This window comes from Streptococcus sp. 1449, assembly GCF_013276805.1.
Taxonomy (GTDB): domain Bacteria; phylum Bacillota; class Bacilli; order Lactobacillales; family Streptococcaceae; genus Streptococcus; species Streptococcus pseudopneumoniae.
This window is the reverse complement of sequence record NZ_VMLS01000031.1, coordinates 1-15,400: the sequence shown is the minus strand read 5'-3', so window position 1 is coordinate 15,400 and position 15,400 is coordinate 1. Positions and strand designations below refer to the sequence as shown.

The 15,400-nt window shown below is 39.9% G+C and carries 18 protein-coding genes and 1 pseudogene; all 19 read right to left on the bottom strand.

Annotated elements, in window-relative coordinates; translation table 11 throughout:
• Nucleotides 1-149: 149 nt before the first annotated feature.
• Entirely contained in the window at nucleotides 150-659 is a 510-nt protein-coding gene (locus HT687_RS06935; RefSeq protein WP_172924119.1) for a hypothetical protein, read from the bottom strand.
• Between the two features lie 8 nt (nucleotides 660-667).
• Nucleotides 668-1,006 carry a helix-turn-helix transcriptional regulator gene (locus HT687_RS06930; RefSeq protein WP_007284801.1) on the bottom strand — a complete coding sequence of 113 codons (339 nt, stop codon included), beginning with the start codon at nucleotides 1,004-1,006 and terminating at the stop codon, nucleotides 668-670.
• 12 nt (nucleotides 1,007-1,018) lie between these two features.
• Complete coding sequence (locus HT687_RS06925) at nucleotides 1,019-1,792, bottom strand: class I SAM-dependent methyltransferase (protein WP_000566044.1); 774 nt, start codon at nucleotides 1,790-1,792, stop codon at nucleotides 1,019-1,021.
• Between the two features lie 497 nt (nucleotides 1,793-2,289).
• On the bottom strand, nucleotides 2,290-3,045 hold the full coding sequence (locus HT687_RS06920) for an epoxyqueuosine reductase QueH (protein WP_000567552.1): 756 nt from the start codon (nucleotides 3,043-3,045) through the stop codon (nucleotides 2,290-2,292).
• A gap of 137 nt (nucleotides 3,046-3,182) precedes the next feature.
• Nucleotides 3,183-4,805, bottom strand: a complete 1,623-nt coding sequence (groL, locus tag HT687_RS06915) for a chaperonin GroEL (protein ID WP_000031573.1) — start codon at nucleotides 4,803-4,805, stop codon at nucleotides 3,183-3,185.
• A gap of 15 nt (nucleotides 4,806-4,820) precedes the next feature.
• Nucleotides 4,821-5,105 carry a co-chaperone GroES gene (groES, locus tag HT687_RS06910; RefSeq protein ID WP_000917330.1) on the bottom strand — a complete coding sequence of 95 codons (285 nt, stop codon included), beginning with the start codon at nucleotides 5,103-5,105 and terminating at the stop codon, nucleotides 4,821-4,823.
• A gap of 155 nt (nucleotides 5,106-5,260) precedes the next feature.
• On the bottom strand, nucleotides 5,261-5,656 hold the full coding sequence (locus HT687_RS06905; RefSeq protein ID WP_000282467.1) for a single-stranded DNA-binding protein: 396 nt from the start codon (nucleotides 5,654-5,656) through the stop codon (nucleotides 5,261-5,263).
• A 76-nt stretch (nucleotides 5,657-5,732) separates the two neighbouring features.
• A complete protein-coding gene (locus HT687_RS06900; RefSeq protein WP_001107792.1) occupies nucleotides 5,733-6,494 on the bottom strand; it encodes an SDR family NAD(P)-dependent oxidoreductase in 762 nt (253 codons plus the stop codon).
• A gap of 41 nt (nucleotides 6,495-6,535) precedes the next feature.
• Complete coding sequence (ytpR, locus tag HT687_RS06895; RefSeq protein ID WP_000578305.1) at nucleotides 6,536-7,162, bottom strand: YtpR family tRNA-binding protein; 627 nt, start codon at nucleotides 7,160-7,162, stop codon at nucleotides 6,536-6,538.
• A 15-nt stretch (nucleotides 7,163-7,177) separates the two neighbouring features.
• The gene (locus tag HT687_RS06890; RefSeq protein ID WP_000615773.1) at nucleotides 7,178-7,495 is read right to left on the bottom strand and encodes a thioredoxin family protein; all 318 of its coding nucleotides are present in this window, start codon (nucleotides 7,493-7,495) and stop codon (nucleotides 7,178-7,180) included.
• Nucleotides 7,492-7,791 (bottom strand): DUF4651 domain-containing protein, encoded by a 300-nt coding sequence (locus HT687_RS06885; RefSeq protein WP_001013973.1) that lies wholly within the window; start codon nucleotides 7,789-7,791, stop codon nucleotides 7,492-7,494. The genes HT687_RS06890 and HT687_RS06885 overlap by 4 nt, the downstream gene beginning before the upstream one ends.
• 237 nt (nucleotides 7,792-8,028) lie before the next feature.
• Nucleotides 8,029-8,226, bottom strand: a pseudogene (locus HT687_RS06880) (N-acetylmuramoyl-L-alanine amidase family protein); the annotation flags it as partial.
• A 241-nt stretch (nucleotides 8,227-8,467) separates the two neighbouring features.
• Nucleotides 8,468-9,142: a membrane protein gene (locus tag HT687_RS06875; RefSeq protein WP_000725711.1), complete on the bottom strand. Its 675-nt coding sequence runs from the start codon at nucleotides 9,140-9,142 to the stop codon at nucleotides 8,468-8,470.
• A 4-nt stretch (nucleotides 9,143-9,146) separates the two neighbouring features.
• The gene (locus HT687_RS06870; protein WP_000776605.1) at nucleotides 9,147-9,593 is read right to left on the bottom strand and encodes a LytTR family DNA-binding domain-containing protein; all 447 of its coding nucleotides are present in this window, start codon (nucleotides 9,591-9,593) and stop codon (nucleotides 9,147-9,149) included.
• Between the two features lie 219 nt (nucleotides 9,594-9,812).
• On the bottom strand, nucleotides 9,813-10,316 hold the full coding sequence (locus HT687_RS06865) for a phosphatase PAP2 family protein (RefSeq protein ID WP_031233775.1): 504 nt from the start codon (nucleotides 10,314-10,316) through the stop codon (nucleotides 9,813-9,815).
• 95 nt (nucleotides 10,317-10,411) lie between these two features.
• A complete protein-coding gene (locus HT687_RS06860) occupies nucleotides 10,412-12,172 on the bottom strand; it encodes an ABC transporter ATP-binding protein (protein WP_023937312.1) in 1,761 nt (586 codons plus the stop codon).
• Nucleotides 12,162-13,931: an ABC transporter ATP-binding protein gene (locus HT687_RS06855; protein ID WP_023937310.1), complete on the bottom strand. Its 1,770-nt coding sequence runs from the start codon at nucleotides 13,929-13,931 to the stop codon at nucleotides 12,162-12,164. Before HT687_RS06855 ends, HT687_RS06860 begins: the two co-directional genes overlap by 11 nt.
• Complete coding sequence (locus HT687_RS06850) at nucleotides 13,906-14,376, bottom strand: MarR family winged helix-turn-helix transcriptional regulator (RefSeq protein WP_023937308.1); 471 nt, start codon at nucleotides 14,374-14,376, stop codon at nucleotides 13,906-13,908. The genes HT687_RS06855 and HT687_RS06850 overlap by 26 nt, the downstream gene beginning before the upstream one ends.
• 157 nt (nucleotides 14,377-14,533) lie before the next feature.
• Complete coding sequence (locus HT687_RS06845) at nucleotides 14,534-15,250, bottom strand: YebC/PmpR family DNA-binding transcriptional regulator (protein ID WP_000532877.1); 717 nt, start codon at nucleotides 15,248-15,250, stop codon at nucleotides 14,534-14,536.
• Nucleotides 15,251-15,400: the final 150 nt, after the last annotated feature.

Sequence of the window (15,400 nt, the reverse complement as noted above, 5' to 3'; positions counted from 1 at the left end):
TCGTTATTGGGCGGTTACGTTTAATACAAAAAATACGAAGATGATTAGTATAAAAAATACAGGTCAACTTCGTATTTTTTTATTTCCACATAGCATCAATCATTTAGCACAACATTTTAAAAATAATATCTTTACAGAGAAAATGCTATTTAATCTACCAGCTCATTTAATCGTTTTTGAAAATATAAAGCAATACTTTTAGATTCAATAAACTCAAAATATTTTATGACATTGTTCATTTGTTTAATTCCAGATTCTTTAGATTCAGTCAGATATATTTTATATCCTTCTACAAATTTGAATGTAGATTTTTCAAAAACTTTTGTGTCATCTTTTAATAATTTTTTTAATTTCATTTCAAAGTAGTCTGCATATATTAGATGTGAATTTTCAAGGCAACAGAACCAAAAATTTAAACAAGCTGACACAACTAAATTTCTATTCTTGCCGATTTTTTCGTAATAATGTGTACGCTCTAGTATTTCTTTTCCGACCATGTAAATATAATCTATTTCAAAAAGATGATATAAATTACCAATCAGCGTTATCTCATAGGACTCCCATCGTTCCTTCTGGAATAAATAGTCATACACTAAATTTAGATCATCTCTACTAACTACATGATTACAATCTATCTGATTTAATAATCCCTGAACCATAATTGTATTTATTTTATGAGTTTTTCCCCACTCTTCTCAAAAAGTTTTTGTTGCTCATTTTTTATTTCCTCCAACCCTTTAGTATTCAAACTATAAAAGTTCGGAGATAAATTAACCAAAAAATCATCACGCTCCGATCTTTTATAATGTTCTAGGTAATTACAAAAATTCTCTATCGAAACATTGATATTTGATAATAATTCAAAAAACGTTGAAAGAGAAATTTCATTTTCTCCCCTTTCAAATCTAGAAAGTTGAGATTTTGATATAGAATCAGCTGCAGCATACTCTAAAGAATATCCGTTTAATTTTCTAAAATATCGAAAAGCTTCTCCGTAATTTTTCACACTTTCATTCCCTTAACTTTCTTTTCGAGCGATAAACATACCATATTCTTTAGGAATGATCAACATACCATTATTAAACTCACTTTCCAATCTTTTACGTATTATTTCCTCTTCTAGTGAACCTATTTCTGAAATTCCTTTAAACGATTGGATGTATTTAACTAGGTCATCTATACTAGTTACCTGTAACTCATCATCATAGAGTAATGTATCGACAGAGTTAAAACACCTACTCAGGTACCTTTTACCATTTTGTAAAGTAAACGTTTTATTTTCTAAATCTTGATTAACCTCATCTTTAAATAAATTTGCCAAATAATTTACAACTCCATTTTCACCAAATGTAGCACAGTAAAAAATGCCTTCGGTTTTTAAGACCCTATTCACTTCAGAGAGAGCTTTAGGAATATCATTCACATGATGTAGAAGCATATTAGCAATAACAATATCAAAAGTTTCATTCTCAAAAGAAATCTTTTGAATATCCATTATCTCATAGTTGACATTGTCTCTATTTCCAATCACTGACTTCGTTGATTTTACCATATCTTTAGAAAAATCTGTAACAATCAACTGCTTCATTTTATCTATAGAATCACTATTGCTTTTCCACAGTTCTCCTGTACCACATCCTAATTCTAGAACCTTTACTTCATCAGTGATTTGGTAGTTAGAAAATATCCAATTATTAAATCCCAATTTATTTTTTGAATACTTCTTATGCAATTCTACTCGAATATCAAGATTATCATGACTTTTATATTGTTCAATTACTTTATCAATCATTTTAAATGCCCTCCACTCTATAATTTGACATTATATCACAAGAATAAAGATAGTGTTAAATAAGTTGTATAAATGCAAAAAAGGAATATTCCGTTACAGCAAAGTTGTAACACATTTCTATAAAGAAATTTATTCCTACGACTCAATTTAGCATGCTTAACTTCCTAACTCAAAAACCAAGCATCAATTAATTTATCCGTTCTTCTTTTGAAACAGATTTGAACTGATAATTGCTCGTTTTAATTTAAAAAGCTCTTTTGAGCAAAACTTCATTTTTTTAAGAGTCCAAGGCTTGTTGAAGACTCACAAGCCTTGGACTAGAAATTCAAAGATTGGTCCAGCAATTTCTGTCTATCGCTTTTCTACTAGCAAAAAACCTACCTTGAGGCAAGTTTTCATTTATATATCTAATTTCGTAATAGTATAGTAAAATGAAATAAGGACAGTCAAATCGATTTCTAACAATGTTTTAGAAGTAAAGGTGTACTATTCTAGTTTCAATCTACTATAAATTTGATATGAGAATAGTCTTTCTCAACATCCTTATCCAACAAGAATGCTGTGGCGTCCTTCTTAACTTGAACCAGGTCAATATTCTGGGCTTGGGCTGCATAGACGCAGCCACAATAACATTGACGATAGATATCATACTCCTCACACATCTCTACTGAACGTTTGTAGCCTTGATTTTTCTTGAAATCGCTGGGAAGATAGTGGGTCGTGTAAATTTTTTGCACATCGATTCCGATGCTATTGATGGTTTGAGAATTCTTATGAGGACTGATAGTCAAAGCTGAACCAAAGTAGTCAAAGCCCAAGTCCATAGCCACTTGCGCTGTTTTATCAAGTCGGTAGTCAAAATAAACCTTGCAACGGTCGCCACCTTCGGGCTCCTCCTCTAGTCCCCTAACTAGTTTTCGGTATTCATTGGGTTCGTAGGGAGCTTCTAGGTACTGAACCGTATTTCCTGTCCGCTCATTAAAATCACTAACAAGTTTCTTGGTGACATAGACCCGCTTATGGTATTCTACCTTGGGATGGATATTAGAATTGGCAAAATAGATGGTCACATCTGCATACTTGGTCAAATATTCTAGTGTATAGGTACTACAAGGAGCACAGCAAACATGCACGAGAATGGTTGGCCGCTGCTCATTTTTCTCCCATGCTTGTACCATTTTCTGCATGACACGGTCATAATTAATCTTCTGATTGGGGGTCATCTTGCACAGAATTTCTTCTACATCGATCATGTTCTTCTCCTTTTTCTAGTCTTATTTTATCATATAAGTTAGGAGAGCTCAAATCAATTTAGAAGTGAATATTATAAAAAGAAGGGTTAGTCATTCCCTCCTTTTGTGTTTTTTATAAGTTGTTTTCTATAGAAAGCTTACATCATCCCGCCCATCATACTTGGATCCATTGCTGGAGCTGGGGCTACTGGTTCTGGTTTATTGGCTACGACTGCTTCTGTTGTCAAAATCAAGCTGGCTACAGATGCTGCATTTTGTAGGGCTGAACGACTCACTTTAACTGGATCAATGATACCTTGATCAATCATGTTAACCCACTCGCCAGTTGCTGCGTTGAATCCTATACCAAGCTCAGCATTTTTCAAACGATCGATAACGATAGAGCCTTCAAATCCTGCATTGTGAGCAATTTGACGAACAGGTTCTTCCAAAGCACGGAGAACAATATTACGTCCTGTTGCTTCATCTCCTGTCAATTCCAAGGTAGCAACAGCTGGAATCACATTGGCAAGAGCTGTTCCACCACCTGCAACAATACCTTCTTCAACAGCTGCACGAGTAGCGTTGAGGGCATCTTCAATGCGGAGTTTCATTTCTTTCAACTCAGTTTCAGTTGCGGCTCCGACCTTAATAACCGCTACACCACCTGACAATTTGGCCAAGCGTTCTTGCAATTTTTCACGGTCAAATTCAGAAGTTGTAGTTTCGATTTGAGACTTGATAACCGCAACACGGTGAGAAATCGCTTCAGGATTTCCTGCACCTTCTACAATAACCGTGCTATCTTTGTCCACGGTCACTCTCGCTGCTTGACCAAGAGCTTCAATTGTCGCATCTTTCAACTCAAGACCAAGGTCTTCTGTGATAACTGTTCCGCCTGTTAAGATGGCGATATCTTCAAGCATGGCTTTGCGACGGTCACCAAAACCAGGTGCCTTGACTGCTACTACGTTGAAGGTTCCACGAATCTTGTTCAAAACAAGAGTTGGAAGAGCCTCACCATCCACATCATCCGCAATAATCAAGAGTGGACGATTGCTTTGGAGAATGCTTTCCAAAAGTGGCAAGATTTCTTGGATATTGGAAATTTTCTTGTCTGTAATCAAAATGTACGGATTTTCAAGGTCAGCCACCATTTTTTCGCTATCTGTCACCATGTACTGTGAAAGGTAACCACGGTCAAACTGCATTCCTTCTACGACTTCAAGCTCTGTTTCCATACCACGTGACTCTTCGATGGTGATGACACCGTCTTTGCCAACTTTTTCCATTGCTTCAGAGATGTACTCACCAACTTTTTCAGAACGAGAAGATACGGCTGCAACTTGAGCGATAGCTTCTTTATTGGCAACAGGGATGGCGTTGTTTTTCAAAGCTTCAACTGCTGCGGCAACTGCTGTTTCAATCCCACGACGAATACCGATTGGATTTGCACCTGCTGTGACGTTTTTGATTCCTTCACGGACGATAGCTTGGGTCAAGACTGTTGCAGTCGTAGTTCCGTCACCTGCGATATCATTGGTTTTAGAAGCTACTTCTGATACTAACTTAGCACCCATATTTTCAAAATGGTCTTCCAATTCGATTTCTTTGGCAATGGTCACACCGTCATTGGTAATCAAGGGTGAACCGAATGACTTTTCAAGAACGACATTGCGACCTTTTGGTCCCAAGGTTACTTTAACAGTGTCTGCAAGAATATCGACACCACGAACCATGGCTGAACGGGCATCTGATGAAAATTTAATTTCTTTTGACATACTTACTTTCTCCTTCTATTCCTCAATGATTGCCAAAATGTTAGCTTCGCCTACGATGATGTACTTTTCATCTCCATCTTTGACATCAAGACCTGCGTGGGCTTCAACTAAGACACGATCTCCAGTTTTAACACTTGGAGCAACCAAGTCACCGTTCAAGGTACGAACACCTTGTCCAGTAGCCACAACTTGAGCTGTTTTGGTTTTTTCTTGGGCTGAGCCTGCAAGGACAAAGCCCCCAACGGTTTGTTCTTTTTCTTCTATTTTTAAGACCACACGGTCCCCTAATGGTTTCAACATCTGATTTCCTCCATAATGAGATAGATATTATTAGCACTCTTTGAACTTGAGTGCTAATTCATAATTCTATTGTATCACTTGGTCAGAAATAGTCAAGAAAAAAGTCTGACTTTCTCAAGATAAAAAGCCTGAGACCAACTCAGACTTTTTAATTCTTAAAATGGCAATTCTTCCTCTTCCAAGACTAGGTCTGCCAAGTCTTGACCTGCATTATTTTCACGCATGGCACGTTGAGCACGACTTTCCAAGAGTTGGAATCCAGTAACAAGTACTTCAGTCACATAGTTCATTTGACCATTTTTCTCAAAGCGACGGGTACGCAATTCTCCATCCACAGAAATAAGACTACCTTTGGTTGCATAGCTTGCCAAGGTTTCTGCTAGTCTGCCCCATAGAACCATATTAACAAAATCAGCTTCACGTTCCCCGTTTTGGTCTTTGTAACGACGGTTGACTGCAATAGTCGCTCGCGCTACTGACTTGTCATTGTTGGTTTTGTGCAATTCTGGTGTAGACGTTAAACGTCCAATCATGATAACTTTATTATACATATTTTTTCCTCCTACTTATCTATTCGTAGGAAATCAAAAAAAGTTACAGAAATTTGTAACTTTTCGAGAAAATTTTTTAGTTTTTATGAACCATGAAACCTGTCGCTTGTTGATTGGCCATGATGGTCATATCTGTAATCTGAACACGACGAGGTTGACTGGTCACATAGACTACTGTGTCTGCGATGTCTGGTGCCTGCAAGGCTTCGATTCCCTGATAAACCGTCGCAGCTCGTTCTTTATCACCGTGAAAACGCACTGTAGAAAAATCTGTTTCAACAATTCCAGGCTGAATGGTCGTCACCTTGATATCCGTTGCGATGGTATCAATTCGCAGTCCATCCGAAAAGGTCTTAACCGCAGCCTTGGTAGCTGAGTAAACAGCGGCACCAGCATAGGCATAAATTCCTGCGGTTGACCCCATATTGATGATATGTCCTTGATTGGCTTTTACCATTGCTGGCAAGAAAGAGCGAGTGACTGCCATTAAACCTTTGACATTGGTATCCAGCATGGTCAACATATCCAACTCTTCATAGTCCTGATAGGGTGCCAAGCCAAGAGCTAGTCCAGCGTTATTGACCAATATATCAATCTGACCTATCGTTTCTAGAATATCGGAGCAGACAGTCTTGACCATGGCCATATCCGTCACATCTAGTGAAAAAGTCCAAACTGTTTGATTTGGATAGAATGCTGCAAACTCCGACTTAAGAGTTTCTAATCTGTCTGTCCGTCGTCCAGTTAGAACGACATTCTCACCCTGCTCCAGATAAGCACGCGCAATTGCTTCACCAATACCTGATGTCGCTCCTGTAATCACTACATTTTTTGCCATCTTATTTCCTTCTATCTGGTCTATCAGATACTAACAACTTCTTAGGCAGTCCAGTGTTTAGCTGGGTCGAATGGTGTTCCGACAACTTGGTCTTCTGATAATTCAATAATACCACGTTTTTGTGGAGCATTTGGCAGATGCAATTCACGAGGACTGCACATCATTCCAAAACTCTTTTCACCACGAAGTTCGCCTGGGAAAATAAGATTGCCTTTGGGCATCATAGCTCCAGGAAGAGCGACAATGGTTTTCAACCCCACACGCGCATTGGGAGCCCCTGCAACGATTTGCACGATCTTATCACTTGCGACTGCAACTTGGCAGATGTTGAGGTGGTCACTATCTGGATGGGCTACCATCTCAACAATTTCACCAACAACAAACTTAGGTTCCTTGTCATTGACAATTTCTTCTGTAAAACCTTCCGCCTGTAATTCTTGGTTCAAACAAGCGACTTGCTCATCTGATAAAAAGACTTGACCTCGCTCTGCAATTTCAAACAAGCTCGAAACCTCAAAAATGTTCCAAGCTACTGTTTCCCCATTTTCTTTGAGGAAAACACGGGCTACCTTGCCTTTGCGTTCCACATTCAGTTTGGCATCTCCGCTATTTTTCACGATGACCATAAGGACATCACCGACATGTTCTTTGTTGTATGTAAAAATCATTGTTTACTTTTTCTCCTATTTCAATCCTGCTAAAAAATCGTTAATTTGCTCCTTACTTTTACGGTCGCGATTGACAAAACGACCGATTTCCTTGTCCTTTTCTAGAACAACAAGGCTAGGAATTCCGTAAACATCCCAGAGTTTGGCCAAATCCATATACTGATCTCGGTCCATTCGAATAAAGGTGAACTCTGGATTGGTCTCCTCAATCTCTGGTAAGACAGGATAAATATAACGGCAATCGCCACACCAGTCTGCCACAAAAAGGAAGACCTTCTTGCCCGCTTTTTCCACTAAAGATGCTAATTCTTCTAAACTTGCTGGCTGTATCATAAGACTTCCTCCTCATAGACTAGGTCTTCATTTTCATAGACAAAGGTATAATGACGGCCATCCTCAAAAATGACGCCACCAAGCAAGCTCTCCAGACTGCTTTCGTAAACTTGAACATAGAGGGTCGCAATTTCCCCCATGTCGGAAAAATGGTCTCGCACAATCTCTGTCAACTCTTCCTGAGTCTTCATGAGCTTACGGTCATCTGCAACTTTTTTCGTAGCAAGAGCAAGGCTTCCGATACCTAGCAGAGCCAAGCCTGCCATCCACATTTTTTTAGCTTTCATACCATTCATTTTAACACAAAAAAGGCTTCAGGACAAATGAGGAAGCAGCAGAAAAGCAAGTAAAAAGCCTCTTCCTTTAAGGAAAAGGACTTCTTATACTAAGAGCAAACTAGGAAGCTAGCCGCAGGCTGCTCAAAGCACTGCTTTGAGGTTGTAGATAGAACTGACGAAGTCAGCTCAAAACACTGTTTTGAGGTTGTGGATGAAGCTGACGTGGTTTGAAGAGATTTTCGAAGAGTATTATTCTTATTGCCAGGCGCCTGAGTTATCAACGTAGTAACCATCAGGTGTGTAGGTATTGCGAAGCATCTTACCTGATGAAGCTAGATAATACCACTTGCCATTATCTTTGACCCAATCATTCGCTAGCATGGCTCCAGAAGAACTTACATAATACCATTCTCCCTTGTCATAAACCCAAGTGCTTGCTTTCATGGCTCCTGAGCAATTAAAGGTTCAAAAAACTGTCCAATATCATTCATTTTTTTAAAACATTTGACACTACATCATCCACGCTGTAGGACATAGATACATCAAACGTAAGAGCCAAAATATCGAAAAATATACAACTTTTAAAGGCAACATTTCATTTTTTAAAGTCTAACAACCATAGAACTGAAATCAGAGCAAGGCATCAATTTCCTACTCTTAGTACGCCTATTTTGATGATTGAAGTGAAGATTTTTTATTTAACGTAGACAATTCCCAACTTCCCAAAGGCCACATCTCCACGGATAATCAAGGTTTTGCTGGTTGGGGCTAGAGGGGCATCTGCCTTGGCTACACCACAGAAAGTTTCCACCTTCAAATCAACTCTCCAATGTTGGGGAACATAGATAACTGCATTGCCAAAACCAACTTCTACTTTCAGGGTTGCAGTGTCTCCTAAAATCTCTGCATTGTCGTAATATATCTTGGCATTTCCGAAGCCAACTTCTACTTGGTCTTCTACCAATTCTTGATTTTGCTTGTAGAAAGTCCCAGTCCCAAAAGCGACTTCCTTATCTGTAAGAATGGTCTTTTCACCATCATACCACCATTTTTTCCCGTTCCAAGTTCTGTTAGAATGAGTGAGTACGCTGACACCCATTACGATTAAAATACTAGCCCAGAACAATGACTGATTTGGAATCGGTAAAATGTCATAAAAATGATTAGCAATCATGAGAGCTACAAAAGTTGTAAAAACTGCTGATGTCAGATGACGACGAAGCAAAGCTTCAACTGATTGATAGGCAAAAAATGCAATACCAAGCAAGGGCCAAATATGCCCTCCCAGAGAAGGGATTCCAAAATTTCCTTGTAATAATATTAAAGCCGCCAAAATAAGCAACACAATACCAAATGCTTTCTTTTTCATGTTCTTACCTCATGTTTCTTAGATTTTCTTTTAGGAGGGATTGGTAATGCCGTGACACATGAACCTCCTTGTGGGTCTGATAAAAGGAAATGGTGCCCGTTCCTGAAAAGGACTTGTCCACCGAATAGATTTGCCGAATATTAGCGATCGTTGACTTGGATACCCGACTAAAATAACGAGGAAGGATAGCCTCTAACTCATAGAGTTTAAGCCGAACCTCGTAGGCGTCTTTCTGGGTATGGGCGTAAATCTTGCTACCTTCTGTCTCAAAGAAGAGAATTTCCGACAAGTCCAGATAATATTCACCTGTTCCCTTGTAAAAAATCAACCGAGGAGACTTGGATTCTTGCAAGAGGCGCTGTAAATCCGCAATCTCATCTGTCAAAGCCGCTGCCTTGATGACAATTTCAGTTTCCTCTAAATTGCTGTCAATTTCGATTCGTAACTTCATTCCATCTCCTTTCTGACTCTACTATATCAAAGGCAAAATAAGAAAACAAGAGCAAAAAAGCAAGTGGTTACTTTAGGCACGTAAGTGGTTCTAGGACCGCCTTATACTCTTCGAAAATCAAATTCAAACCACGTCAGCGTCGCCTTACCGTACTCAAGTACAGCTTGCGGCTAGCTTCCTAGTTTGCTCTTTGATTTTCATTGAGTATTAACTTACAGGTCAAAATAGAAAGAAAAGCACACCCCACACAAGACCACAAATATAACCAACTACTACATCCTTGGGATAATGCACTCCCCCTAAGACTCTCACTAGACCGAGGAGGGCTGATAATGTCAAACAAATCATCCCCATAGTTAGACTAGCATGCAAGCAAGCCATGGAGATAATGGTTGCTGAAAAGACATGACGACTGGGCATAGACTGACCAGGACTATCTCTGTCAAGCAAGGGTTTAATATCCCATTCCTCATAAGGCCTAGGAGCATTGATTTTCTTACGAAGAAAGGACAAAATCACAAAACCTGACGCTGGAATAAACAAATAGATTCCGACCTGTGTCCCAAGTCCTTGTTGGAGATAGGTAATTGCTAACAAGGTTAGATAAATCATAGGCATAACTACTGTCATGAACCGATTGAAAGCTCTTAACAGTCTCAGAAAGATAGGCTTATTTTCAATCTTACCAGCAATATGGTCATACCATTCTTGATAATTTTTCATATATTTTCTCATTACTTACTCAAATTTTGCTTGCAGGGAAACACTTATCTTCTAGTATAGTGCAGAAAAAGAAGGCCGTCAAGCCTTCTTTGGATTTATTCTTCTGCTTCGTCTTCTGTAAACTGACTGTTATAGAGGTCAGCGTAGAAACCAGCTTGCGCCATCAGCTCATCATGATTTCCTTGCTCGATGATATTGCCATCTTTCATAACCAGAATAAGATCAGCATTTCGGATAGTAGACAAGCGGTGGGCGATGACAAAGGACGTTCTGCCTTCCATCAAACGATCCATGGCTTTCTGAATCAATTCCTCTGTACGGGTATCAACAGAAGAAGTCGCCTCATCTAGGATTAGGAGTGGCGCATCTTTTAACAAAGCACGAGCAATGGTCAATAGTTGTTTTTGCCCGACAGACAAGGTCACTGTATCATCCAAGACGGTATCATAAGCATCTGGTAGGGTCATAATAAAGTGGTGAATCCCTACAGCCTTGCTAGCTTCAATCACGCGCTCATCACTAATACCCTTTTGGTTATAGATGAGATTATCTCGGATAGTACCTTCAAAGAGCCAAGTATCCTGCAAGACCATTGAAAAGGCATCGTGTACTTCCGAACGCTTCATATCCTTGGTATCCACACCATCGATACGGATACTTCCCTTATCAATCTCATAGAACTTCATCAAAAAATTGACAATGGTTGTCTTACCAGCTCCGGTCGGTCCGACAATGGCAACCTTTTGACCTGCATGAGCGGTCGCAGAAAAGTCATGAATAATGGTTCGCTCTGGTGTATAACCAAAGGAGACTCGATCAAAGACTACTTGACCTTTCATATCGCTCAATTGTCTTTCTTTATGGGATTCATCTTCCATCTCCTCTTCAGCTAGGAATTCGAAGACACGTCCCATGGCTGCACTAGCCTGCTGCAAACTAGTAATCCCTTGGGCAATTTGTGAAAGAGGCTGAGAAAAGATACGAACGTAGGCCATAAAGGCAACGATAATCCCGATACTGATGTGCCCATTTAAGGCCAAGGCTGCACCAACGATAATCACCAAGGCATAGCTAAAGTTCCCAATAAACATCATAATCGGCATCATAATCCCTGAAATAAATTGAGATTTCCAAATACTGTCATACAGACGATGGTTTAATTTCGCAAGCTCTTCTTTCGTACTCTCGATAGCATTATAACTGGTCACCACATTATGGCCAGAGTACATTTCCTCCACATAGCCATTGACAGCTGCCAAATCTTGTTGCTGACTCTTAAAGAAGCCCTGGGATTTTCCCATAAAGACAGACACGAAAGCAAAACCAACAAGAGTTGAAACAACCGTCACCAAGGCTAAAATCCAGTTCATCCCAAACATGGTTACCAAGACTGCTAAGACCAATAAACTAGATGAAAGAACTGTTCCCAGACTTTGATTAAGGGACTGGGCTGCAGTGTCAACGTCATTGGTTACACGAGACAAAGTATCTCCTTGAGAATGTCCATCAAAATATCCCAATGGAAGGCTATTGATTTTCTCTGCAATAGCTCTTCTCAAACGCTCTGAAAAACGTTGAATAGCTGTTGTAAACAGAAAGGCCTGTAAATAATTTGATAGAAGTCCGATCACATAAATCACAGCCAAAAAACCACCAATAGCTGCAACCGCCGCGACATCCACACTTGTTTCCAGACCACTGGCAATAATATTAGTCATTTCCTTGATGCGGGTTGGACCATATACAGTAATGATATTGGATACGATTGTTGCTAGAAAGGCGATTAGAAGGGCAAACTGGAGGCCTGCAAGATAGGGTTTACTCTGTTTCCAGAGAGACATTTTCTTATTTTCCATGTTCCAATTCCTCCTTCGATAGTTGTGAATAAGCAATTTCTTGGTAAACTTCGTTATTAGCTAGAAGTTCCTTGTGGGTGCCTTGTCCCACGACTTTTCCTTGATCCAAGACCAAAATCAAATCTGCATCCATAATCGTTGAAATGCGTTGTGCAACGATAAGCTTGGTCATAGACTTGGTTTTTTCTGCTAGCTCTTGGCGTAGGACACGGTCTGTCTTGTAGTCCAAGGCTGAGAAGGAGTCATCAAAGATGAGGATTTCTGGCTTCCGAGCTAAGGCACGCGCAATTGCCAGACGTTGTCTTTGACCACCTGAGAAGTTGGTTCCTCCTTGGGCCACTTCTGACGCTAAGCCCGCTTCCTTGTCTTCGATAAAGTTCTTAGACTGGGCCAATTCCAAGGCTTGCCACATAACTTGCTCACTAAGCGGTGTTTCTTGACTCTGTCCAAAGTCTAAATTACCCTTGACATCACCTGAAAAGAGAACCGCTTTCTGGGGAATATAACCAACCTTGTTGCGCAAATCATTCAAGTCATAGTCTTGAACATTAACACCGTCCACCAGAATTTCTCCTGCTGACACATCGTAGAATCGTGGAATCAGATTGACCAGAGTTGATTTACCAGAACCTGTTGACCCAATAAAGGCCACTGTTTGACCAGCTTCTGCTCTAAAGCTAACATGTTCGATAACTGCCTCCGAATTTGACGCATAGCGGAAGGTCACATCCTTAAATTCGACCTGACCTTTGAGGTTTTCATCAGCCAGCTGCACTTGAGCAGGGTTTTGGATAGAAGAATGCAAATCTAAAACTTGATTAATCCGCTTAGCAGAGACCATAGTTCGGGGAAGAACGATGAAGAGTGCTCCCATGAGAAGGAAGCCCATGACAACCTGCATGGCATAAGACATGAAAACAATCATGTCACTAAAGAGAGGCAGACGCGCTATCGGAGCAGCGTCGTTAATCACATAGGCCCCAATCCAGTAAATCGCCACACTCAAACCACTTGAAATCCCCATCATGATAGGGTTCAAAATAGCCATAAGACGGTTGACAAACAAATTCAAGCGTGTCAATTCATCATTTGCTACTGCAAATTTTTCATTTTGGTATTCCTCTGCATTGTAGGCACGAACGACGCGAATACCTGTTAAACTTTCACGAGTAATACTGTTCAGTTTATCAGTCAGCCCCTGAATCAAGGACTGTTTTGGAAAGGCTAGCGTCATCAAAACGGTCGTCATCAAAACATTGACAATCACTGCCACAAGAACGGCCCAGAGCCAGTATTCTGAATGACCTAAAATCTTCCCAATAGCCCAGATAGCCATAATTGGACCACGCGTAACTACTTGCAAGCCCATGGTAATCAACATTTGAACTTGAGTAATGTCATTGGTGGTACGCGTCAAGAGACTAGGAATAGAGAATTTCTTAATCTCTGTCTGCGAGTAATCCAAAACTCGGTTAAAAATATCACTTCTCAGCCTACTAGTATAAGAAGCCGCCACTCGGGATGCAAAAAATCCAACTGCAACTACGGACAAGAAGGCAAGAAAGGACATTCCCACCATCATGCTTGCCGGCTGCCACAACTCATCTAAATTAGTTCCTTGACTACCTAGCAAATCCGTAATTTTCGAGATATAGGTCGGCACTTCCAACTCTAGATAGACCGAAAAGCAAGTAAAGAGAATGGCTAGTAAAATCATCCCCCATTCTTTTCTACTAATTCGTTTTGCTAATTTCTTCATTCTCTCCTCCTATCCCCTTGATATTTTCCTGTAGTTGACCGAGAACTTTCTCAAAAATCAGTAATTCATCTTCATCAATGTCTTCCATCAACTGCTTGTCTATGCGTTCAAAGAAGGCCTTAACCTGTTTCATCTGAGAACGTGATTTGTCCGTCAGACGAACAAATTTAGCCCGCTTATCGCTAGGACTCGCCTCCAATTCCACCAAACCATTTTGCACCATACGCTTGACCAAATTACTAGCAACAGACTTGGTAATATTGAGTTCCTGCTCGATATCTTTAATCAAGACCAAGTCTTGGTTTTTCTCACGATTATCCAAAAAACGCACAACCTGACCTTGAGGTCCACCCATAAATTCAATACCACAACGTTTGGCTTCCTTTTGCACCATGAGGTGAATCTGATGACCAAAACGCTTAAAGACTAACATCGGTTTATCCATACTAACCCCTTTCTAATCATTGCATTTAGTTCCTAGGAGAACTATTTTATCATTTTCAGAAAAGAGATGTCAAGAAAAAGTTTTCATGAGAACTATTTTCTTGATTAAAAAAATCCCAAGTGATTTTTTCACTTAGGATCATATTCTCTAGGTTAAATTAGAACCCATCTACGTTTGTGTAGATTTTTTGTACGTCTTCGTCGTCTTCAAGGACGCTGTAAAGTTTTTCAAAGGTTTCAAGGTCATCGCCTGACAATTCCACTTCTGATTGAGGAATCATTTCCAATTCAGTCACTTGGAATTCTTCGATACCTGACTCACGAAGGGCAACGATAGCCTTGTGAAGGTCAGTTGGCGCTGTGTAAACTGTGATTGTTCCTTCTTCTGCTTCTACATCATCCACATCCACATCTGCTTCGAGCAATTGCTCAAAGACCGCGTCCGCATCTTCACCTGCAAATACAATAACACCTTTGTTATCAAAGAGGTAAGAAACAGAACCTGAAGCGCCCATGTTTCCGCCGTTTTTACCAAAGGCTGCACGGACATTAGCCGCTGTACGGTTAACGTTTGAAGTCAAAGTATCCACGATCAACATAGAACCATTTGGTCCAAAACCTTCGTAACGTCCTTCTGTAAAGGTTTCGTCTGTGTTTCCTTTTGCTTTATCAATCGCTTTATCAATAACGTGTTTTGGCACTTGGGCTTGTTTAGCACGGTCGATAACGAATTTCAAAGCTGAGTTTGATTCTGGATCTGGATCACCTTTTTTAGCTGCTACATAGATTTCTACACCAAATTTTGCATATACTTTAGAGTTAGCTCCATCTTTAGCCGTTTTCTTGGCTACGATATTGGCCCATTTACGTCCCATTAGGAATCTCCTTTTTTCACATTTTAATCTTTCTTATTATAACACAAGTTTTTTCGATTTTCACTAGAGGAAATGGATTTTATTCAGTAAATCCAACTAGGATAGCACTTTTGTTGCCAAGATGGTCTTGCCGGGACTTTGACAGTTGTG